Genomic DNA, 21063 nt, shown 5'->3' with positions numbered 1-21063 from the left:
CGAGCGCCGGCGGGGCCTTTGGGCCCCGCCGGCGCTCGTGCTCGTCCTACTCCGCGTCCTCCGCCTGGATGCCCAGGCCGGGCAGGAGCCCCGGGAGGAGCGGCGGCAGGGTGATGTCCGGCCGCGGCGGCTCCGGGAGCGTGGGGGCGGACGGCGCGGACTGGCCGGGGGCGGGCGGATGCAGGAGGTCACCCGTACCGCCCAGGAGGCCGCCTCCGCCGTGTGCCGGGGGCCGGCTGCCGGAGGGGCTGGGCGCGGCGGGGGAGGCCGCCGACGCGGGGGCGTCCGCCGCCGGTGCGGGCTGGTGCCGCGAGCCGCTCGCGGGCGCGCTGGGCCGGCCGGAGGAGGCCGAACCGCGGGTCTGCTCCGGGGGCTTGGGCAGCAGGCCCTGGAGCGGCGCCACGTCATCGTCTATGGCCTGGAAGACGGAGCTCACCTCGTCCCCGACATCGGTCAGCTGCGGGGGCAGGTTGGACCGCAGTCGGCCCCACGTGTCGCGGTGGGATTGGCTGAACGAGGACAGCGCCTGGATCGGGCCGAGCGAGCCGTCCCGTTCGTACGCCGCCTGGAGCAGTCGGTGGCCCTCGGCCGCGTCGTGCTTCATGCCGGCCAGCGCGCGGCGGATCTCGCCCAGGACCTCGTGGTCCAGGACGCTGCCGCCCCGGCCGCGCTCCATCAGCCGGCGCGCCTCCGACAGCCGGTTGGAGGCCTGGTCGAGGTAGAGCTCGCCCCGGTCCTCGTCCTCGTCGGTCATGCCCAGCTTGAGATCCTCCATGCCCCGCTTGATGGGGTAGAGGGAGTCACCGGGCAGGGCGTCCGTGCTGGCAGCGGCCACTCCGCTGAAGGCTCCTGCGGCCACACCCACGGTGAGGCCTCCCGCTGCGATGCCCTTGGACCAGCGGGAGCGGGGCCGCAATTTCCGGAGCGAGGTCGCCCGGTGGGCGCCGCGGCCGGTCCGCTGCTCGGGCACCAGAGGGTCCTCGGCGGCACCGCCCCCTGCCCTCTGCTCCATCACCATGGCCTCCATGGCGGCGACGAGCTGTGCTCGTTGCACCACTTTGACCTCGGGGTCCAGCACCGGGCGCGGCATTCTTTCGCCGATTACGTTCGCCAGGGCCAACAACCGGTCGTGGTCGGCAGATTCGGCAGGTGCCTCGGACTGCTCGGCCGCCGGGTCCGGTTCGGAAGAGTCGGACGGGGTCCGATCCTCCAGGGCCTGGGCGAAGGCGTTCGCCCGCCGGTGCGGAGTTACGTTCGCGATCACTGGCGGCACCTCCTCTCGTCATGACGATCGACTCCCCCAGGTGTCCGGAAGGTTGCCTTCCTTGAGCACATCCACACTTTCGAGTGAGCGGCTTCGGGCAGGGCGTGTCCACAGGGAGCCTGCATTCCGCACAACGAGCGGCGCGGCACTTGGGTTACGGACGAAGGATGATCGGACCACAGCGTCATCGAAGGGTCACCGTGTGAGAGGTCGTCTGTCGTGGTGGCATGAGGGCGTGGGGAGGGGGACGAGGGCGGGCCGGGCGGTCAGCGGGCGTCGTCCGGGAGCAGGCGGGCCAGGGTGCGGACCGCTCGGTATTGCAGCGTTTTGATCGCGCCCTCGTTCTTCCCCATCACGCGGGCCGTCTCGGCGACCGAGAGGCCTTGGAGGAAGCGCAAGGTGACGCATTCCTGCTGCTGCGGGTTCAGTTTCCGTACGGCTTCGAGCAGGGCCGCGTTGGAAAGGGACTCCAGGACGGAGTCTTCGGGGCTGCGCTCCACCTCGTTGGCGTCGAGCATTTCGCCGGTGGTCACTTCGAGGCGGAAGCGGCTCGATTTGAAGTGGTCCGCGACCAGGTTGCGGGCGATGGTCACGAGCCAGGCGCCGAAGTCGCGGCCCTGCCAGGTGAAGGTGGAGATGCGGCGCAGCGCGCGCAGGAAGGTCTCACTGGTGAGGTCCTCCGCGGTCGCCTTGCCTCCGACGCGGTAGTAGATGTAGCGATACACCGTGTCGCTGTACTGGTCGTAGAGGCGGCCGAAGGCCTCGGCCTCGCCGGCCTGGGCGCGTTCGACCAGGTCCATCATGCGGGCCTGGTCGCTGTCCGCGGTGGGGCGGCGGGCGGTGGGCGCGCTGGTGCCGCCGCCCGTACGACCGCGTCTCACCGTCGCTCCGCCGTCGGTCAGGGCGTAGCAAGGGCCGGCCGGGCCGAGGCCGGCAGGGACCGCGGCGGCGAAGGCGGGGACGGCGTACGCGGTGGGGACGAAGCCGCGCAGGTGGTCGAGGACCGTTGCGCGCAGCGTAGCCAGGCCCGAGGCGTCAACCCCGACAGGTGGGTACACGGGACTCCCAGAGGCAGAGCTTCCATCACGTGCAGTGCGGGACCGTTCACCCGTCGTGGCGACAGATGGGCGGTGGCATGCGTTTGAGGAGAATAACGCTTCGTACAGGCAGCGCTACACCCAGTTGCTGAAATCACCGGTTCCGACACTTCTGTTGCGTGTCGAGGGCATATTCAGATCTGGTTGGTGATCGATTCTTGATCACTTGCATACGCGGAATGGAAGCTTCCAGGGGGCCTCGCGACCGAGTCGGGCAGCCCGGAGTGCCGCGCGGACGGCGCGGGTAGGAGTGGGCGAATGAACGCCGGGCGGCCCCGTGGTGGGGGCGGGCCCGGCGTTGTTACTTGCGGCGGCGGTGCAGGGCGATGGCGGCGGCCGCGCCGCCCGCGATCGCGCCGACGCCGGCGGCGGCCGGAACGCCGACCTTCACGGCCTTGCGGCCGGTCCGATAGTCGCGCAGCCGCCAGTCGTGGGCGCGGGCATGCTTGCGCAGTTTTGTGTCGGGATTGATCGCGTACGGATGCCCGACCAGTGACAGCATCGGAATGTCGTTGTGCGAATCGCTGTACGCGGCGCAGCGTTCGAGATCGAGGGCCTCGGCGGCGGCCAGGGCGCGGACGGCCTCGGCCTTCGCGGGGCCGTGCAGCGGCTCGCCGACCAGCCGGCCGGTGTAGACGCCGTCGACGGACTCGGCGACGGTGCCCAGGGCGCCGGTGAGACCGAGCCGGCGGGCGATGATCGTGGCCGTCTCGACGGGGGCGGCGGTGACGAGCCAGACCTTCTGGCCGGCGTCGAGGTGGGCCTGGGCGAGGGCGCGGGTGCCCGGCCAGATCCGCTCCGCCATGTACTCGTCGTAGATCTCCTCGCCGATCGCCATGAGTTCGGAGACCTTGTGGCCCTTGACGATGGACAGGGCGCTGTCGCGCGCGTCCTGCATGTGGTTCGGGTCCTCGACGCCGGCGAGGCGGAACCAGGCCTGCTGCCAGGCGAAGCGGGCCAGTTCGCGGCGGCGGAAGAACTCGCGCTTGTAGAGGCCGCGGCCGAAGTGGAATATCGCGGCGCCCTGCATGACGGTGTTGTCGAGGTCGAAGAAGGCGGCGGCGAGGTCGTCGCCCGGGACCGGGAACTCCGGCTCGGGGATCTCGTCGAGGGTGTCCTCGTAGACGGCGCGGAGGTCCGCCTCGATGTCGGCGTGGAGGTCGGCGTGGAGGTCGGCGTCAACTGCGGTGTCGGTGTCCGCCGCGGCGTCGGTCCCGGGCGTCAGAGCGGTCTTGCGGGCGGCTTCGGCCGAGGCCTCGCCTGCCAACACGCTCCGCGCGGTGGCGGAGCGCCTACGGGGGGTGAGCCATCCCAGAGCGGCCATGACGCGAGCATAGCCACTGTGTTCGGGACTTCCCGAACCGTCGGGAGACGGACCGGTTAACTCTTCGGGGCCCGCCGTGGGGCGCGGGACAATGAGGACATGACTCCATTGCTGCGCCGTAAGGAAAAGAAGCGTCCCGAAGAGCGGATGGTCACGCTCATCGGGAAGCCGGGCTGTCACCTCTGTGACGAAGCCCAGGAAGTGATCGAAAAGATCTGTGCCGAGACCGGCGCACAGTGGGAGAAGAAGGACATCTCGCAGGACGAGGAGTTGTACCGGCGGCACTGGGAGCAGATCCCGGTGGTGTTGGTCGACGGCGAACAGCACACCTTCTGGAGGGTGAACCCGGACCGGCTGCGTCGGGCATTGGGAGCCTGACCGTCTCGACCGCTACCATCATGGGCGATTTATGGGGACTCGGGGGCGTATCGATGAGGAGTGTGTACGGTTTTGCCCCCCTCGGGATTTGAACGGGTTCGGGCCGTTCTCGGTTCCGGTGTTCCGCGCCCAACCCGCGTGACCCCGGTCACTTTGCTCGGACAAAGCGGACACAATCTTTGTGCACGCGTTCACAAAGACATAGCCTGCATTCGACGGGGCGGTCCTGGGACAACTGGCCGCCTGCAGCCCCGCTCATCCCGCAGGAGCATCGTGGCAACTGGCCGAACTCACCGACCGGCGACCCGCAGCCGAGGTATTCCCGAGGCCACTGTCGCCCGGCTTCCGCTGTACCTGCGCGCCCTCACGGCGCTGTCCGAGCGATCGGTCCCCACGGTGTCCTCCGAGGAGCTCGCGACCGCCGCCGGCGTGAACTCGGCGAAGCTGCGCAAGGACTTCTCGTACCTCGGTTCCTACGGGACGCGCGGCGTCGGCTACGACGTCGAGTACCTCGTCTACCAGATCTCCCGTGAGCTCGGGCTGACCCAGGACTGGCCGGTCGTCATCGTCGGCATCGGTAACCTCGGCGCCGCCCTGGCCAACTACGGCGGTTTCGCCTCGCGCGGCTTCCGCGTGGCCGCGCTCATCGACGCCGACCCGGCGATGAAGGGCAAGCCGGTGGCCGGCATGCCCGTGCAGCACACCGATGATCTGGAGAAGATCATCGAGGAGAACGGTGTCTCCATCGGCGTCATCGCGACGCCGGCGGGCGCCGCGCAGCAGGTGAGCGAGCGGCTGATCGCGGCCGGTGTCACCTCCATCCTGAACTTCGCGCCGACCGTGCTGTCCGTGCCGGACGGCGTGGACGTGCGCAAGGTCGACCTGTCGATCGAGCTCCAGATCCTGGCCTTCCACGAGCAGCGCAAGGCCGGTGAGGAGGCCGCGGCCTCCGCCGTCCCCGGCGCCGCCGAGGTGGAGGCCGTCGCCGCTGCCGCTGCCGCTGCCGCCGCCGGTACGGGTACGGGTACGGGGGCCGCTCCGGTCGCCGCCGTGGAGCCGCCGGCCGGGCGGGCCGCCGCCGCCGCGCGCAAGGGCGGTCCCGAGGGTGACGTGCCGGCGGTGATGCCGGCATGAGTCTGCTCGTCGTAGGCCTCAGTCACCGCAGCGCGCCGGTGAGCGTGCTGGAGCGGGCCTCCCTGTCCGCCGACGCCAAGGTGAAGCTGCTGCACGACACGCTGGCCGCGGAGCCGGCGGCCGAGGCGGCGGTACTCGCCACGTGTAACCGCATCGAGCTGTACGCGGACGTGGACAAGTTCCACGCGGGCGTCGCCGAGCTGTCGACGCTGCTCGCGCAGCACAGCGGGGTGGCTCTGGAGGAGCTCACTCCGTACCTGTACGTGCACTACGAGGACCGGGCGGTGCACCACCTGTTCTCGGTGGCGTGCGGGCTGGACTCGATGGTGGTCGGCGAAGGCCAGATCCTGGGCCAGATCAAGGACACGCTGGCGCTGGGGCAGGAGCTCCACACGGCGGGTCGGCTGCTCAACGACCTCTTCCAGCAGGCGCTGCGGGTCGGCAAGCGGGCGCACTCCGAGACGGGCATCGACCGGGCCGGGCAGTCGCTGGTGACGTTCGGGCTGGAGCAGCTCGCCGTGCGGCAGCCGGTGGGGGAGTGGGCCGCGGGCAAGCGGGCGCTGGTCATCGGGGCCGGCTCGATGTCGTCGCTGGCCGCCGCGACGCTGGCGCGGGTGGGGGTCGCCGAGATCGTGGTGGCGAACCGGACCGCCGAGCGGGCGGAGCGGTTGGCGGAGATTCTGGTTGCCTCAGGCACTGGGGTGGTGGCGCGGGCCGTGCCGATGGCTTCGGTCGCGGATGAGCTGACACGTGTTGATGTGGTGGTGTCCTGTACCGGGGCCACCGGGTTGGTGCTGACCGGCGACGATGTCGCCGCCGCCGTTTCGGGTGGCCCTGCGGGGGCCGCGCCCGAGGCTCCCCGGTGGCTCCGCCCCCAGACCCCCGCGCCTCAAACGCCGGCGGGGCCGGAATTTGGTGCCGCTGGGGCGGATTCGTCCTCACTCGTCGACGCCGACGTTGTGGCGCGGCTCGTGGCTGTTGCCGAGGCCGGGGTGCGGTTGGCCGACGCCGGGGTTGCGCGGACCATCGCGCCCGGGGTCGAGCGCGACGGGTGTCCCGTCGAGGTGCCGGCCGGTGACGGGCGGGCCGCGTTGACCGGGGTGGACGCCAACTCGCTGGAGTTGCACGGGGCCTGGGCCGATCAGGGAGAGGCCGCCGCGCAGCGGCAGCCCCGCAAGGTCGTGCGGAGCAGCGCGCACGGGGACGTCGTACGGCTCGCCCTGCTGGACCTCGCCATGCCTCGGGACATCGACGCCGCCGCGCACCGGATTCCGGGCGTGCGGCTCGTGGACATCGAAAGCCTCGCCGAGGCTTCGGCGGATGCGCCCATGGCCGCCGATGTCGACGCCGTGCGCGGCATCGTCGCCCAGGAGGTGGCCGCCTTCGGCGCCGCCCAGCGGGCCGCGCGCATCACGCCCACCGTCGTCGCCCTGCGGGCGATGGCCGCCGAGGTCGTCGCCATGGAGGTGGCACGGCTCGACGGGCGCGTCCCCGACCTCGACGAGCGGCAGCGGGCCGAGGTCACCCAGACCGTGCGCCGCGTCGTCGACAAGCTCCTCCACGCGCCGACCGTGCGCGTCAAGCAGCTCGCCAGCGAGCCCGGTGGCGCCGGGTACGCCGAGGCGCTGCGCGAACTCTTCGACCTCGACCCTCAGACGGTGGCATCCGTCAGCCGGGCGGACGCGGCCGATCCGAAGACCGACGACCCAGGACGGGCATCATGAACACACGTCCCGACCAGCCCCTCCGGCTTGGCACGCGACGCAGCAAGCTGGCCATGTCCCAGTCCGGGCACGTCGCCGAGGCGGTTCGGGCGGTCACCGGCCGGCCCGTCGAACTCGTGGAGATCACGACCTACGGTGACGTGTCCCGTGAGAACCTCGCGCAGATCGGCGGCACCGGCGTGTTCGTCACCGCGCTGCGCGACGCGCTGCTGCGCGGCGACGTCGACTTCGCGGTGCACTCGCTGAAGGACCTGCCGACCACCCAGCCCGCCGAGCTGGTCGTCGCGGCCATGCCGAAGCGTGAGGACCCGCGTGACGCGCTCGTCGCCCGCGACGGCCTGACCTTCGAGCAGCTGCCCGACGGCGCCCGCGTCGGCACCGGCTCGCCCCGCCGGATGGCCCAGCTGCACGCGTACGCCCGCAGCCTGGGCAAGACCATCGAGACCGTCGCCATCCGGGGCAACGTCGACACCCGCATCGGGTTCGTCCGCGCCGGCGAGCTCGACGCGGTCGTCCTGGCCGCCGCCGGTCTCAACCGGATCGGGCGCGGCGACGAGGCCACCGACCTGCTGTCGGTCGACAACGTGCTGCCCGCCCCCGGTCAGGGCGCGCTCGCCGTCGAGTGCCTCGCCTCGGACGTCGAACTGGTCGCCGCACTCGGCCGGCTCGACGACCCGCTGACCCGGGCCGCCGTCACGGCGGAGCGGTCCCTGCTCGCGGCCCTGGAGGCCGGTTGCAGCGCACCGGTCGGGGCGCTCGCCGACCTGCTGGCCGACGGCCAGACTGTCAATGAAATGCGCCTGCGCGGCGTCGTCGGAACCCTCGACGGCTCGACGCTGGTGCAGCTGTCCACCACCGGTTCCGTGCCCCAGTCGTACGAGGAGGCCATGGCGCTCGGCCGTGAACTCGCGGACGAGATGCTGGCCAAGGGCGCGGCCGGTCTGATGGGGGAGCGATCCCTTTGAAGCCCTCAAGCCCCACTCCCTCCCCTCTCCCGGTGCTCGCCGGCCAGGGGCTCGTCACCTTCCTCGGTGCCGGCCCCGGCGATCCGGGACTGCTGACGCTGCGCGCCGTCGAGGCGCTCGCCGCCGCGGACGTACTGATCGCCGAGCCAGAGGTGCTCGACGTCGTACGGAGCCACGCGCGCGCGGGCGTCGACACGCCGCAGCTGACGGTCGCTGACGAAGTGTCAGCAGCCGCCGGGGTCCCGGTGATCCGCGATGCCGCCAATCTTGTCATGGAGGCCGCGCGCGCCGGCAGGCGGGTCGTCCGGGCCGTCACCGGGGACCCCGGGCTCGACGGGAACGCGGCCGGCGAGATGCTCGCCTGCGCCAACGCGGGCATCCCCATCGAGGTGGTGCCCGGTGTGGCCACCGCCGTCGGCGTGCCCGCGTACGCGGGTGTGTCGCTGCGCGGCGAGCAGGGCGCGGACGTCCGCTTCGTGGACGCCCGGACTGCCTCGGCGCGCTGCTGGAGCGAGGTCGGCACCAGCGACGGCAGCCTCGTCGTCTCCGCCACGCTGGAGACGATCTCGGCGGCCGCCGCCGAGCTGATGGCGGCCGGGCGCGGCGCCGAGACCCCCCTCACGGTGACCGTGGGCGGTACGACGACCCGCCAGCGCACCTGGTGCGCGACGCTCGGCACGATCGCCCAGGTGTTCAAGCAGGGCAAGGTGCTCCCGTCGCCCGAGGGCTCGCGTCCGGTGATAGCCGTGGTCGGAGAGCAGGGCGCCGCCGCGCGCCGCGAGGAGCTGGCCTGGTTCGAGTCGAAGCCGCTGTTCGGCTGGCGGGTGCTCGTACCGCGCACCAAGGAGCAGGCCGCTTCGCTCTCCGACCAGCTGCGTTCGTACGGCGCGGTGCCGCACGAGGTGCCGACCATCGCGGTGGAGCCGCCGCGCACGCCGCAGCAGATGGAGCGGGCCGTGAAGGGGCTCGTCACCGGACGCTACGAGTGGATCGCCTTCACGTCGGTGAACGCGGTCAAGGCGGTGCGGGAGAAGTTCGAGGAGTACGGGCTCGACGCGCGCGCCTTCGCGGGCATCAAGGTCGCCGCCGTGGGCGAGCAGACCGCCGCCGCGCTGGTCGAGTTCGGCGTGAAGCCGGACCTGGTGCCGAGCGGTGAGCAGTCGGCCGCCGGGCTGCTGGAGGACTGGCCGCCGTACGACCCGGTCTTCGACCCGATCGACCGTGTCTTCCTGCCGCGCGCCGACATCGCCACCGAGACGCTGGTGGCGGGCCTGATAGAGCTGGGCTGGGAGGTCGACGACGTCACGGCCTACCGGACCGTGCGCGCGTCGCCGCCGCCGGCGGACACGCGTGAGGCGATCAAGGGCGGCGGCTTCGACGCCGTGCTGTTCACGTCGTCCTCGACGGTGCGGAACCTGGTCGGTATCGCCGGCAAGCCGCACAACGTGACCGTCATCGCCTGCATCGGCCCCGCGACGGCCAAGACGGCCGAGGAGCACGGCCTGCGCGTGGACGTGCTGTCGCCGGAGCCGTCGGTGTCGAAGCTGGCGGAGGCGCTGGCCGCGTACGGCGAGGCGCGCCGCGAGGCGGCCAAGGAGGCCGGCGAGTCGGTGGCCCGCCCGAGCGAGCGCCGTCCGGGCGCGCGGCGGCGTCGTACGACCTGACGCCGCCGAAGGCCCCGGGTGCGCGCCGCGCCCGGGGCCTTCCGCATGTCCGGACCCTCAGAGACGCACCCACCGGGTCGGGAGACCGGATGACGATGCTGGCGCGCTGATTTTCGGAGTACGCGAGATGCTGGTGATCGGGCGTTTCCAACACGCTGAACGAACCCGCGAGAGCTGCGTGAGCGGTGAGGCCGAGGGGGAGCACCTGGAGTGAGATCGCGGGGCGGTCAGCGCATTCGCGAAGGTGGCGTAGCTGCCCATGTCGTACGTGCTTCCCCGACGATGAAACTCGGCGTGGGTGGGATGCTGCGATGGAGGATCTTCTGACGGTTGATGCGGAACGCCGTCTGGAGCTCGATCTTCTCCTCGTCCATATCAGGGATGCGGCAGCCGAAAAGAGCGCGGGCGTACTGCTCGGTCTGAAGCAGGCCCGGCACGAGTCCGGCCTCGTAGCAGCACATGGCAAGGGCCTCGGCCTCGCTGGCGAAGTACTCCTCCATCCAGGGCGGGATCACGTCGACCGCCGGCATCTTGTTCGCCGCGACGGTCAGTAGGCCCGGTAGGCCGAGAACGCGGTCCATCTTCTCTGCGACGTCCGGCATGAGCGTGCGTCGTCCCTGCTCGATGGAAGCGACGGTCTCGGCGTCGATGGGTAGCTCCTGGGTGAAGGCGCGCTGCGTCAGTCCTTTGGCGATCCGTGCGGCGGCGACCAGGGCGCCCACCATCTTCATCGCGGCCCGTACTCATCAAGGAGTAGGGGTTCCCGGCCTTCCTGACGCTAGTCACGCACCGCGAGCATCGTCCCGTGAACGTGGAAATCCAACCCGCCCTGCTGCGTGAGCGGTTCTACCCCCGCAGTCGTCAAACCGTCCGCTCTGCCAGGGAGTTCGTGGCAGAGACACTTCACGCGTGGGTTGTCACATGTCGCCGGACGAGGTGTTGCTGTGCGTGAGCGAGCTGGCGACCAACGCGCTGTTGCACGGGGTGCCGGCCGGACGGGGGTATCGGGTGCGGATGTTGCGGTTCGAGGGGGTCGTCCGGGTCGAGGTGCACGACAGCGGGGGTGGGCGGCCGCGTGTCGGGAACCGGGATCCGGGGGCCGAGGTCGGGCGGGGGCTGTTGCTGGTGGCGGCGGTCGCGGACCGGTGGGGGGTCGGGGCGCGGGTGCCGGGGAAGGTGGTGTGGTGCGAGTTCGGCGTCGGGGCGTCCGGCGCGGGGCGGGGCGGGGGCGGGCTCTAGGCTGGGTGGCGACTGCTGTCGATGCTCGAAGAGGCGACTGAAGATGAGCGCGTACGGATCCTTCCCCGGCTCGCGGCCCCGCCGGCTGCGCACCACCCCGGCCATGCGGCGGATGGTGGCGGAGTACCGGCTGCACCCCTCGGACCTGATCCTCCCGGCCTTCGTACGGGAGGGCATCACCGAGCCGCTGGCGATCTCCGCGATGCCTGGCGTCGTCCAGCACACCCGGGACACGCTGCGGAAGGCCGCCGTGGAGGCCGTCGAGGCGGGCGTGGCGGGGATCATGCTCTTCGGCGTGCCCGCCGACGAGAACAAGGACGCCCGGGGCACGGCCGGCACCGAGCCGGACGGGATCCTCCAGGTCGCGATCCGCGACGTGAAGGCGGAGGTGGGCGACGAGCTGGTCATCATGTCCGACCTGTGCCTGGACGAGTACACCGATCACGGGCACTGCGGGGTCCTCGATGAGCACGGCCGCGTCGACAACGACGCGACGCTGGAGCGGTACGCGGAGATGGCGCAGGTCCAGGCCGACGCGGGCGTCCACGTGGTGGGGCCGAGCGGCATGATGGACGGCCAGGTCGGGGTGATCCGCGACGCGCTGGACGAGACCGGGCACGAGGACGTGTCGATCCTCGCGTACACGGCGAAGTACTCGTCCGCGTTCTACGGCCCGTTCCGCGAGGCCGTCGCCTCGTCTCTCCAGGGCGACCGCAAGACCTACCAGCAGGACCCCGCGAACGCCCGCGAGTCCCTGCGCGAGCTGGCGCTCGACCTGGAGGAGGGCGCCGACATGGTCATGGTCAAGCCCGCCGGCCCGTACCTGGACATCCTCCACCGGGTCGCGCAGGCGGTGGACGTGCCGGTGGCGGCGTACCAGATCAGCGGCGAGTACGCGATGATCGAGGCCGCCGCCGAGAAGGGCTGGATCGAGCGCGACCGGGCCATCCTGGAGACGCTGCTCGGCATCAAGCGGGCGGGCGCGGACACGATCCTGACGTACTGGGCGACCGAGGTCGCCGGTTGGCTGCGCGCGGAGCGCTGAGGGGCCCGCGACCGCGGTGAGGGCCGGGGGTGCGCCGTGGCCGGCGGAGGCGCACTCTGGAGGGAGAGGCCTACTGTGGAGGTGATCCGCCATGCCCACTCTCGCCGGCTGGCACGTAGAGCTTGAGTTCACCGAGGACGGCCACCGCACGAACGCGGCGGCGCTGCTGCGCCTTGCCGACGGGTCCGAACTGAGGGCCCGCGGCTACGCCATGCGTCACCCCTCCGACCCGGAGCAGTTGCGGGTCGGTGAGGAGATCGCGGGCGCGCGGGCGCTGATGGACCTGGCGTCCCAGCTGCTGTCCAAGGCTCACGGGGAGATCGACGAGGTCACGGGGAAGCACTCGTACCCGCTGACCCAGTGAATCCGGTGATGCCGACATACCGAGATACCGACATGCCGCTTCCGATGCGCTGACGCGCGGCCCCTCCGCGCGTCAGCGCGTGCGGTGGCGGAAGAGGACGGTGGTCAGTGCCACGGCCCCCGCCAGGATGCCCGCGCACCAGGTCAGGGCCGTCCACGGGGTGCTGCCGGCGGGCTGGTCCAGTAGGAGGGCCCGCAGGGATTCGATCACCGGGGTCAGCGGCTGGTGGTGGGCGAAGCCGTGGAGCCAGCCGGGCATGGTGTCGATGGGGACGAAGGCGCTGGACGGGTAGGGCAGGAACATCATCAGGAACGTGAAGCCCCCGGCGGCCTCGGGGGTACGGGCGAGCAGGCCGAGCGCGGCGGCCAGCCAGGAGATCGCCGTGATGTACGCGACGAGGAGCCCGGCGGCGGCGAGGTAGGCGGCGGCCGAGGCCTGGGGGCGGAAGCCGATGGCGAGGGCGACGGCCAGGACGAGGGTCGTCGAGACGAGGTTGCGTACGACCGAGGCCGTGACGTGGGCGGCCAGGATGGGGATGCCGCCGATGTCGAGGGAGCGGAGGCGGTCGATGACGCCGCCGCGCAGGTCGTCGGCGACGCTGACGGCGGTGCTCGCCGCGCCGAAGCCCGCGCAGAGCAGCATGGCGCCGGGGACGACGTAGGTGACGTAGGTGGTGCCGGTGTCGATGGCTCCGCCGAAGAAGTACACGAAGATCAGCATCAGCATGACGGGGAGCATCAGGGCGGTGATCAGCGCGTCCGGTTGCCGGCGGCTGATGCGCAGGCCGCGGCCGGCGAGGGTGAGGGCGGCGGTGGCGGCGGAGGTGGACGTCGCGGTGGAGGTCGCGGCGGTGGTCACGGGGCGGCTCCTGTCAGGACGAGGAAGACGTCGTCGAGGGTGGCGGTGCGCAGGGTGAAGCGGTCCACGCTGGTGCGGTCGGGGTCGAGTTCGTCGAGCAGGGCGCGGACGTGGGCGGCGCTGCCGTCGGTGGGCAGGCCGAGGGTCAGCTCGGCGGGGGCGTGGTGGACGGCGCGGGCGGCGAGGGCCTCGTAGGCGTCCCGGCTGGTCAGGGTCAGGTCGAGGCGGTGGCCGGCGACGCGGGCCTTCAGCTCGGCGGGGGTGCCCTCGGCGGTGACGCGGCCGGAGTCGAGGACGGTGACGCGGTCGGCGAGCCGGTCGGCCTCCTCCAGGTATTGGGTGGTGAGCAGGACGGTGGTGCCGTCGGAGCGCAGTTCCCGTACGACGTCCCACAGTTCTGCGCGACTGCGGGGGTCGAGGCCGGTGGTGGGCTCGTCGAGGAAGAGCACCTCGGGGCGTCCGACGAGGCTCGCGGCGAGGTCCAGGCGGCGGCGCATGCCGCCCGAGTAGGTCTTGGCGGGTCGGCCGGCGGCTTCGGCGAGGCCGAAGCGGTCGAGGAGGGCGTCGGCGCGGGCGCGGGCCTCGGCGCGGGAGAGGCCGCTGAGGCGGCCGGTCATGCGGAGGGTTTCGGCGCCCGTCTGGAGGTCGTCGACGGCGACGAACTGGCCGGTGAGGCTGATGCGTTCGCGGACGCGGGCGCGTGCGGCGGTGATGTCGTGGCCGGCGACGCGGGCGGTTCCGGAGTCGGGCGCGGTGAGGGTGGCGAGGACGCGGACGGCGGTGGTCTTGCCTGCGCCGTTGGGGCCGAGGAGGGCGAGGACGCTGCCCCGGGGGACGGCCAGATCGAGGCGGTCGAGGACGGTGAGGTCGCCGTAGGACTTGGTGAGGGCGGCGGCGTGGATGCCGAGGTCGGGTGTGCGCATCAGCGGTCCCTTCTGCGTATGGGTTACGCGCTTCTGTGTAAGTAATACACAGAACTAGGATGTGGGTCAACGATGGTCACGATCGGACCTGTGCGAACGAGAGGGGGCGGCGATGGCGAAGGCGGAGGAGAGCGGACTCCCGGCGAGCCTGGAAATGGCCTGGGGCCTGCGTGAACGCCCCGGCAAGGGCCCCCGTCCCACGCTCACGCTCCCGAAGATCGTGGACGCGGCGGTCGCGCTCGCGGCGGCGGAGGGCGTCGAGGCCGTCTCCATGGGTCGGGTGGCCAAGGAGCTGGGCGTCTCCACGATGTCCCTCTACCGGTACGTCACGGCGAAGGAAGAGCTCTACATCCTGATGGCCGACGCGGGGGTGGGCGTGCCGCCGCCGCCCGATCCGGCGGACGAGGCGTCGGACGGGGCCCCGGGCGCGAGCTGGCGGGAGCTGCTGACGCGCTGGGCGTACGCCCAACGGGCCGTGCTGATGGCCAACTCCTGGATCCTGCGCATCCCGATCACCGGGGCGCCCCTCAGCCCGAACCAACTCGCCTGGATGGAACGCGGGCTCGCCGCGATGGCCGGCACCGCCCTCAAGGAGGGCGAGAAGCTCTCGACGATCATCCTCATCGGTGGCCTCGTGCGCAACGAGGCCACCATGGCCGCCGACATGATGGACGCCATCATCAAGTCCGGTGTATCGCCGGACCAGGTGCTGGGCCAGTACGTGCGCCCCCTGCGCCTGCTGACCGACCCGGAGTCCCACCCGGCGGTGACACGGCTGCTGGAGTCCGACGCGTTCACGGGCGCCGACGAGCCGGACTTCCAGTTCCGCTTCGGCCTGGACCGCATCCTGGACGGCCTCGCCGTGCTGATCGACGGGCGGTCACCCGGCCCGTCGCCCGCGCGCTGAGCGGTTCGGTTCGGCGCGCGGGGGCTGTCCACAGCCTGGGGACGACGATCCGTCAGGCCGGCTGCTCCGGGGACTGTGCGGTGATCACCGAGAAGGCGCCGCCCTGCGGGTCGGCGAGGACGGCCATGCGCCCGACCGCCATGTCGAAGGCCGGGGCGAGGACGGTGGCGCCGGCGCGGACGGCCGCCGCCTGGATGTCGTCCACGCTGTCGACGTGGAAGTACGGCTGCCAGTGCGGGGGCACCCCGGGCGGCATCTTGCTCATGTCCAGCATCCCGCCCACCGCGCGGCCGTCGACCTTGAACTCGATGTACTCCTCGGCGCCGGGCGTCTCGGAGCGGGCCGTGGAGACCGGCAGGATCGAGGAGTAGAACGCGGAGGCGGCCGGCAGGTCGGGGGTGGTCAGCTCGTTCCAGATGAGCGCGCCGTGTTCGTTGACGATGCCCGCGCCGTCGAAGGTGCCGGGCTGCCACAGGCCGACGACGGCGCCGGTCGGGTCGGAGATCACGGCCATCCGCCCGAGGTCCATGACGTCCATCGGGCCCATCATGACGGTGCCGCCGGCGTCGGTGACGGACTTGACGGTGGAGTCGATGGAGTCGGTGGACAGGTACGTCGTCCACACCGTCGGCGGCAGCGGGTCGGGGGTCGTGCCGTCCGGGTTCATCGCCTTCATGATCCCGGCGACCGGCTTGCCCTTGAGGGTGCAGACGGCGTACCCGCCCGTCTCGGGGGAACCCACCTCGCCCTGCCAACCGAACAGGTCGGAGTAGAAGTCGATGGCCGCCTGCTGGTCGGGAACCATCAGGTCGATCCAGCAGGGGGTGCCGGGCTTGTAGGGGCCGTTCATGTCGGGCACGGATGCCTCCGGGAGGCGACTCGGGGGAAGGACGGGCCATCCCCTACCCGACCCCCAAGCGCGAAATCGGGCCGGACGGGTGACGCGGGGCCCCTGTGCCACTCACACCCGGGTCCGGCGAAACGCGACGGCCCCCGGCGTGGGGCGCCGGGGGCCGTCGGGGTGGGGGCCGTCAGAGCTTCTCGGGGGTGCGGATGCCGAGGAGGGACATGCCCTTCGTCAGGGTGCGGGCCGTCAGTTCGCACAGGAACAGGCGGTTCTCGCCGACGGGGAGTTCCGGCTCCGGCTTGATGACGGGGCACTGGTCGTAGAACGTCGTGAACAGCGACGACAGCTGGTACAGGTACGCCGCCACCTTGTGCGGGGCGTGCTCGGCGGCGGCCTCGGCGATCAGCGCGCCGAAGCCGTCCAGGTGCAGGCCCAGCGCGCGCTCGGCCGGGGCCAGCTCCAGCTCCGGGTGCGCGGCCGGCCGGCGCTCGCCCGCCTTGCGGAGGATGGAGCGGATGCGGGCGTACGCGTACTGGAGGTAGACGGAGGTGTCGCCGTTCAGCGAGACCATCTGGTCCAGGTCGAACTTGTAGTCACGGGCGGCGGAGGTGGAGAGGTCCGCGTACTTCACGGCGCCGATGCCCACGTACCGGCCGTTCTCGACGATCTCCTCCTCCGTCAGGCCGACCTTCTCCGCCTTCTCGCGGACCACGGCCGTCGCCCGGTCCACCGCCTCGTCGAGGAGGTCGACCAGCCGGACCGTCTCGCCCTCACGGGTCTTGAACGGCTTGCCGTCCTTGCCGAGGACCGTGCCGAAGGCCAGCTGGACGGCCTTGACCTCGTCGTTCAGCCAGCCGGCGCGGCGCGCCGTCTCGAAGACCATCTTGAAGTGGAGCGACTGCCGCGCGTCCACCACGTAGATCAGCGTGTCCGCCTTCAGGGTGTCGACGCGGTCGCGGATCGCGGAGAGGTCGGTCGCGGCGTAGCCGAAGCCGCCGTCCGACTTCTGGACGATGAGCGGGGTCGGGTTGCCGTCCGGGCCCTTGTACTCGTCGAAGAACACGCACAGCGCGCCGTTGGAGCGGACGGCGACGCCCGACTCCTCCAGCAGCTTGCACGTCTCGACCAGCATGTCGTTGTAGCCGGACTCGCCGACCACGTCCGGGTCCTGGATGTCCATGTCCAGCTTGTTGAAGACGGAGTAGAAGTAGATCTTCGACTCGTCCACGAACCGCTGCCACAGCGCGAGCGTCTCCGGTTCGCCGGCCTGGAGGTCGACCACCCGCGCCCGCGCCCGCGTCTTGAACTCCTCGTCGGAGTCGAAGAGCGCGCGCGAGGCCTTGTAGAGGCGGTTCAGGTTGGACATGGCCTCCTCGCCGGAGACCTCCTCCTCCGACTTGTGGTCCAGCTCGTGCGGGTGCTCCAGCAGGTACTGGATGAGCATGCCGAACTGGGTGCCCCAGTCGCCGATGTGGTGGCGCCGGACCACCTTCTCGCCCGTGAACTCCAGGATCTCGACCATGGCCGCGCCGATCACGGCGGACCGCAGGTGGCCGACGTGCATCTCCTTGGCGACGTTCGGCTGCGCGTAGTCGATCACCGTCGTGCCGGCGGTCGGGGACAGCGGCACGCCGAGACGGTCGTCGGCGGCGCGGGCCGCGAGGGTCTCGATGATCGCCCGGTCGGAGACGGTGATGTTCAGGAAGCCGGGGCCGGAGACCTCGATCTCCTTGATCAGGTCGCCCTCACCGGTCGGAATGCCCTCGACCACGGTCGTCGCCAGCTCGCGCGGGTTGGCCTTGGCCTTCTTCGCGAGCGCCAGGATGCCGTTGGCCTGGAAGTCGGCCCGGTCGCTTCGTCGCAGCAGCGGGTCGGAGGCACCGGCCTCCGGCAGGGCGGAGGCGAGGGCGTCCGCGACGCGCTGTTCGACGGAGGAAGCGAGGGAAGGGACCGAGGCCATGAGCTGCCGTTCCTGTGAGTCGGTTGGTGGGTGACGAGTATCCCACGGAGGGTTCGTCCGCATTCCGGGATTTCCCGCTACGGCGGCCCGCGCGCGCGGGCAACCTCGGAGGGCCCGCTTCCGTCTGGGAGAATGGCGGTAGCCAGCATTTCGAGATAGAAGGACGTGTCGTGGCTCAGAGCAGCACCGAGACCGACTGGGTCTCCCGTTTCGCGGACGAGGTCATCGCTGAGGCGGAGCGCCGAGCACCCGGCAAACCTGTCGTCGTCGCGTCCGGACTCTCCCCTTCCGGCCCCATCCACCTGGGCAACCTCCGCGAGGTCATGACCCCGCACCTGGTCGCGGACGAGATCCGCCGCCGGGGCATCGAGGTCCGCCACCTCATCTCCTGGGACGACTACGACCGCTACCGGAAGGTGCCGGCCGGCGTCCCCGGCATCGACGAGTCCTGGGCGCAGCACATCGGCAAGCCGCTGACCTCCGTACCGGCCCCGGCCGGCTCCGCGTACCCGAACTGGGCCGAGCACTTCAAGGCCGCCTTCGTCGAGGCGCTGGCCGAGATGGGCGTCGAGTACGACCCGATCAGCCAGACCGAGCAGTACACCTCCGGCGCCTACCGCGAGCAGGTGCTGTTCGCGATGAAGCACCGCGGCGACATCGACGCCGTCCTCGCCCAGTACCGCACCAAGCAGAAGCCGGGCGCCAAGAAGCCCCAGCAGAAGCCGGTCGACGCGGCCGAGCTGGAGGCCGCCGAGGGCTCCGGCGCCGCCGCCGAGGACGACGGCAGCAGCGCCGAGGGCGGCTACTTCCCGTACAAGCCGTACTGCGGCGCGTGCGGCAAGGACTTCACCAAGGTGACCTCGTACAACGACGAGACCACCGAGATGACCTACGTCTGCACCGAGGACGAGTTCACCGAGACGGTCAAGCTGTCCGAGTTCAACCGCGGCAAGCTGGTCTGGAAGGTCGACTGGCCCATGCGCTGGGCCCACGAGGGCGTGATCTTCGAGCCCTCGGGCGTGGACCACTCCTCGCCCGGCTCGTCGTTCCAGGTCGGCGGGCAGATCGTGCACATCTTCGGCGGCGAGCAGCCGATCGGCCCGATGTACGCCTTCGTCGGCATCAGCGGCATGGCCAAGATGTCGTCCAGCAAGGGCGGCGTGCCCACCCCGGCCGACGCCCTGAAGATCATGGAGCCGCAGCTGCTGCGCTGGCTGTACGCGCGCCGCCGCCCCAACCAGTCGTTCAAGATCGCCTTCGACCAGGAGATCCAGCGACTCTACGACGAGTGGGACAAGCTGGAGGGCAAGGTCGCCGACGGCTCCGTGCTGCCGGCCGACGCCGCCGCGCACGCCCGCGCCGTCCGCGTCGCCTCCCACGAACTGCCCCGCACCCCGCGCCCGATGCCGTACCGCACCCTCGCGTCGGTCGTCGACATCACCGCCGGGCACGACGAGCAGACCCTGCGCATCCTCAGCGACCTGGAGCCGGAGAAGCCGCTGGCCTCCCTGGACGAGGTCCGCCCGCGCCTGGACCGCGCCGAGAACTGGATCACCAGCCAGGTCCCGGCCGACCAGCGCACCATGGTCCGCGAGGAAGCCGACACGGAGCTGCTGTCCTCGCTCGACGAGAACGGCCGCGAGTCGCTGCGGCTGCTCCTGGAGGGCCTCGACTCCCACTGGTCGCTCGACGGGCTCACCACCCTCGTCTACGGCGTGCCGAAGGTCATGGCCGGCCTGGAGCCCGACGCCAAGCCGACGCCGGAGCTGAAGGTCGCGCAGCGCGAGTTCTTCGCCCTGCTGTACCGCCTGCTGGTGACGCGGGAGACCGGCCCGCGTCTGCCCACGCTGCTGCTGGCCGTGGGCGCGGACCGCGTGCGCAAGCTGCTGGCCGCGTAGTCGGTCGGTGATGTGAGGAGGGCCCGCACCCCGAGGGGTGCGGGCCCTTTCGCGTACCGGGTCCGGGCGGGCCGGCCTGATCCGAAAGACACCCCTAGGCGATGTGCTCGCTCTCCAGGTCGCGCTGGTAGCGCTGCTTCAGCTCCGGCATCAGCCGGGTGATGGTCGAGAAGCTGCGCGGGTGCGTGATGCCGTGACGGTCCGAGAGGTATATGTCGACCTGCTCGGGGCTCGGGAGCTTGCCGTTCTCCTCGATGTACGTACGGACCACCTCGTACGCCGCCTCCGCGAACTTCACCTCGTCGATGTCGTCCGCGTCGCCCGGGGTCTCGGGCGCGGGCGGGTTCGTGGCCGGCTGCGGCTGCTCCGGGGCGGGCTCGGGGCCCTCGTACGCCGCCTTGGGAGCCTTGGGGGCCGCGAACCATGCGCTGTTGTGGGCCGCCGGCATCGCCGTCGGCTCGACGGCGAAGGGCGCCGGGGCGTGGAGGGGGGCGGGACGGGGACGGGGCTCGGGACGGGGACGGGCTGGGGCGCGGGCTGCGGGCCCTGGTGCGGTACCGGGGCCTGGGCCGGGGCGTGGGGCTCGGCCTGTGCGGGGGCCGGGGACTGGGCCGGGGCGTGGGCCTGGGCCGGGGCCTCGGACCGGGGCGCCTCGGGTTCCGGGGCTGCGGGGCCTCCGCGGCCTCGCGGGCCGCCGGCAGGGCGGCGCCGCGGGCGCCGCCGGGGCCGCGACCGGGGCCTTCGGCGCCGGAGGCAGCAGCACCGGGTCGATGCCCGCCGCCGCCAGCCCCTCCGGGGCCGTCTGCGCGAGCGGTACGCCGATCCGGGCGAGCCGCAGCGGCATCAGCGCCTCCACCGGCGCCTTGCGCCGCCACGCCCGCCCGTAGCGGGCCTGAAGCCGCGCCTGGTAGATCAGCCGGTCCTGCTCCATGGTGACGGCCTGCTCGTACGAGCGCAGCTCCCACAGCTTCATCCGACGCCACAGCTTGAAGGTGGGGATCGGGGAGAGCAGCCACCGCGTGATGCGCACGCCCTCCATGTGCCGGTCCGCGGTGATGTCCGCGATCCGGCCCACCGCGTGCCGGGCCGCCTCCACCGTGACCACGAACAGGATCGGGATCACGGCGTGCATGCCGACGCCCAGCGGATCCGGCCAGGCGGCGGCGCCGTTGAACGCGATCGTCGCCGCCGTCAGCAGCCACGCCGTCTGGCGCAGCAGGGGGAAGGGGATCCGGATCCACGTCAGGAGCAGGTCCAGCGCCAGCAGGACGCAGATGCCCGCGTCGATGCCGATCGGGAACACCAGCGAGAAGCTGCCGAAGCCTTTCTGCAAGGCCAGCGCCCGCACCGCGGAGTACGAACCGGCGAAGCCGATACCCGCGATGACCACGGCCCCGGCGACCACGACGCCGATGAGAATCCGGTGCGTTCGAGTCAGCTGCATCGCGGCCACCCGCGATCCCCTCCCCTTG

Annotated in this window: 17 protein-coding genes and 2 pseudogenes; 10 read left to right on the top strand and 9 right to left on the bottom strand. The window is 71.6% G+C overall.

Features of this window, described 5'->3' with window-relative positions:
• Positions 1-46 precede the first annotated feature (46 nt).
• The 3 genes from M4D82_RS14820 to M4D82_RS14810 all read right to left on the bottom strand — a co-directional run bounded on the left by M4D82_RS14820 (position 47) and on the right by M4D82_RS14810 (position 3685).
• The gene (locus M4D82_RS14820; RefSeq protein WP_249766503.1) at positions 47-1264 is read right to left on the bottom strand and encodes a DUF5667 domain-containing protein; all 1218 of its coding nucleotides are present in this window, start codon (positions 1262-1264) and stop codon (positions 47-49) included.
• A gap of 266 nt (positions 1265-1530) precedes the next feature.
• A complete protein-coding gene (locus M4D82_RS14815; RefSeq protein ID WP_249766502.1) occupies positions 1531-2322 on the bottom strand; it encodes an ECF subfamily RNA polymerase sigma factor, BldN family in 792 nt (263 codons plus the stop codon).
• 340 nt (positions 2323-2662) lie between these two features.
• The gene (locus M4D82_RS14810) at positions 2663-3685 is read right to left on the bottom strand and encodes an HAD family hydrolase (protein WP_249766501.1); all 1023 of its coding nucleotides are present in this window, start codon (positions 3683-3685) and stop codon (positions 2663-2665) included.
• A 99-nt stretch (positions 3686-3784) separates the two neighbouring features.
• Here M4D82_RS14810 and M4D82_RS14805 point away from each other — a divergent pair, with 99 nt between their 5' ends.
• From M4D82_RS14805 to M4D82_RS14785, 5 genes are all read left to right on the top strand, one after another.
• The gene (locus M4D82_RS14805) at positions 3785-4063 is read left to right on the top strand and encodes a glutaredoxin family protein (protein WP_249766500.1); all 279 of its coding nucleotides are present in this window, start codon (positions 3785-3787) and stop codon (positions 4061-4063) included.
• A gap of 273 nt (positions 4064-4336) precedes the next feature.
• Positions 4337-5197 (top strand): redox-sensing transcriptional repressor Rex, encoded by an 861-nt coding sequence (locus M4D82_RS14800; protein ID WP_249766499.1) that lies wholly within the window; start codon positions 4337-4339, stop codon positions 5195-5197.
• A complete protein-coding gene (locus tag M4D82_RS14795) occupies positions 5194-6921 on the top strand; it encodes a glutamyl-tRNA reductase (protein ID WP_249766498.1) in 1728 nt (575 codons plus the stop codon). Before M4D82_RS14800 ends, M4D82_RS14795 begins: the two co-directional genes overlap by 4 nt.
• Complete coding sequence (gene hemC, locus M4D82_RS14790) at positions 6918-7886, top strand: hydroxymethylbilane synthase (RefSeq protein WP_249766497.1); 969 nt, start codon at positions 6918-6920, stop codon at positions 7884-7886. Before M4D82_RS14795 ends, hemC begins: the two co-directional genes overlap by 4 nt.
• Positions 7883-9550: a bifunctional uroporphyrinogen-III C-methyltransferase/uroporphyrinogen-III synthase gene (locus M4D82_RS14785; protein WP_249766496.1), complete on the top strand. Its 1668-nt coding sequence runs from the start codon at positions 7883-7885 to the stop codon at positions 9548-9550. Before hemC ends, M4D82_RS14785 begins: the two co-directional genes overlap by 4 nt.
• Positions 9551-9680: 130 nt before the next feature.
• Here M4D82_RS14785 and M4D82_RS14780 read toward each other — a convergent pair.
• A pseudogene (locus M4D82_RS14780) lies at positions 9681-10275 on the bottom strand (helix-turn-helix domain-containing protein); the annotation flags it as partial.
• Between the two features lie 80 nt (positions 10276-10355).
• Between M4D82_RS14780 and M4D82_RS14775 the strand changes: the two are divergent.
• The 3 genes and pseudogenes from M4D82_RS14775 to M4D82_RS14765 all read left to right on the top strand — a co-directional run bounded on the left by M4D82_RS14775 (position 10356) and on the right by M4D82_RS14765 (position 12198).
• Positions 10356-10789: pseudogene (locus M4D82_RS14775) on the top strand (ATP-binding protein).
• 43 nt (positions 10790-10832) lie between these two features.
• Positions 10833-11834, top strand: a complete 1002-nt coding sequence (gene hemB, locus M4D82_RS14770; RefSeq protein ID WP_249766494.1) for a porphobilinogen synthase — start codon at positions 10833-10835, stop codon at positions 11832-11834.
• Positions 11835-11925: 91 nt separating this feature from the next.
• Positions 11926-12198, top strand: coding sequence for a DUF1876 domain-containing protein (locus tag M4D82_RS14765; RefSeq protein ID WP_249766493.1), 273 nt, complete (start codon positions 11926-11928; stop codon positions 12196-12198).
• Between the two features lie 72 nt (positions 12199-12270).
• Here M4D82_RS14765 and M4D82_RS14760 read toward each other — a convergent pair whose 3' ends face one another.
• Positions 12271-13056, bottom strand: a complete 786-nt coding sequence (locus M4D82_RS14760) for an ABC transporter permease (protein ID WP_249766492.1) — start codon at positions 13054-13056, stop codon at positions 12271-12273.
• Positions 13053-13979, bottom strand: coding sequence for an ATP-binding cassette domain-containing protein (locus M4D82_RS14755; RefSeq protein ID WP_502988930.1), 927 nt, complete (start codon positions 13977-13979; stop codon positions 13053-13055). The genes M4D82_RS14760 and M4D82_RS14755 overlap by 4 nt, the downstream gene beginning before the upstream one ends.
• 112 nt (positions 13980-14091) lie before the next feature.
• Between M4D82_RS14755 and M4D82_RS14750 the strand changes: the two genes are divergently transcribed.
• Positions 14092-14886 carry a TetR/AcrR family transcriptional regulator gene (locus M4D82_RS14750; RefSeq protein ID WP_249766491.1) on the top strand — a complete coding sequence of 265 codons (795 nt, stop codon included), beginning with the start codon at positions 14092-14094 and terminating at the stop codon, positions 14884-14886.
• Between the two features lie 52 nt (positions 14887-14938).
• Here the strand turns inward: M4D82_RS14750 and M4D82_RS14745 are convergent, their stop codons facing one another.
• Both M4D82_RS14745 and argS read right to left on the bottom strand, forming a co-directional pair.
• Positions 14939-15736, bottom strand: coding sequence for a VOC family protein (locus M4D82_RS14745; protein ID WP_249771816.1), 798 nt, complete (start codon positions 15734-15736; stop codon positions 14939-14941).
• A 181-nt stretch (positions 15737-15917) separates the two neighbouring features.
• Positions 15918-17693 carry an arginine--tRNA ligase gene (gene argS / locus M4D82_RS14740; RefSeq protein ID WP_249766490.1) on the bottom strand — a complete coding sequence of 592 codons (1776 nt, stop codon included), beginning with the start codon at positions 17691-17693 and terminating at the stop codon, positions 15918-15920.
• A 170-nt stretch (positions 17694-17863) separates the two neighbouring features.
• Here argS and lysS point away from each other — a divergent pair, with 170 nt between their 5' ends.
• The gene (gene lysS, locus M4D82_RS14735) at positions 17864-19591 is read left to right on the top strand and encodes a lysine--tRNA ligase (RefSeq protein WP_249766489.1); all 1728 of its coding nucleotides are present in this window, start codon (positions 17864-17866) and stop codon (positions 19589-19591) included.
• Between the two features lie 94 nt (positions 19592-19685).
• Here the strand turns inward: lysS and M4D82_RS14730 are convergent, their stop codons facing one another.
• Positions 19686-21035, bottom strand: a complete 1350-nt coding sequence (locus tag M4D82_RS14730; protein WP_502988929.1) for a DUF2637 domain-containing protein — start codon at positions 21033-21035, stop codon at positions 19686-19688.
• Positions 21036-21063: the final 28 nt, after the last annotated feature.

The sequence above is a fragment of the Streptomyces sp. RerS4 genome (assembly GCF_023515955.1).
GTDB lineage: Bacteria > Actinomycetota > Actinomycetes > Streptomycetales > Streptomycetaceae > Streptomyces.
The sequence above is the reverse complement of the archived record's forward strand: the minus strand, read 5'-3'. Positions and strand labels throughout refer to the sequence as shown.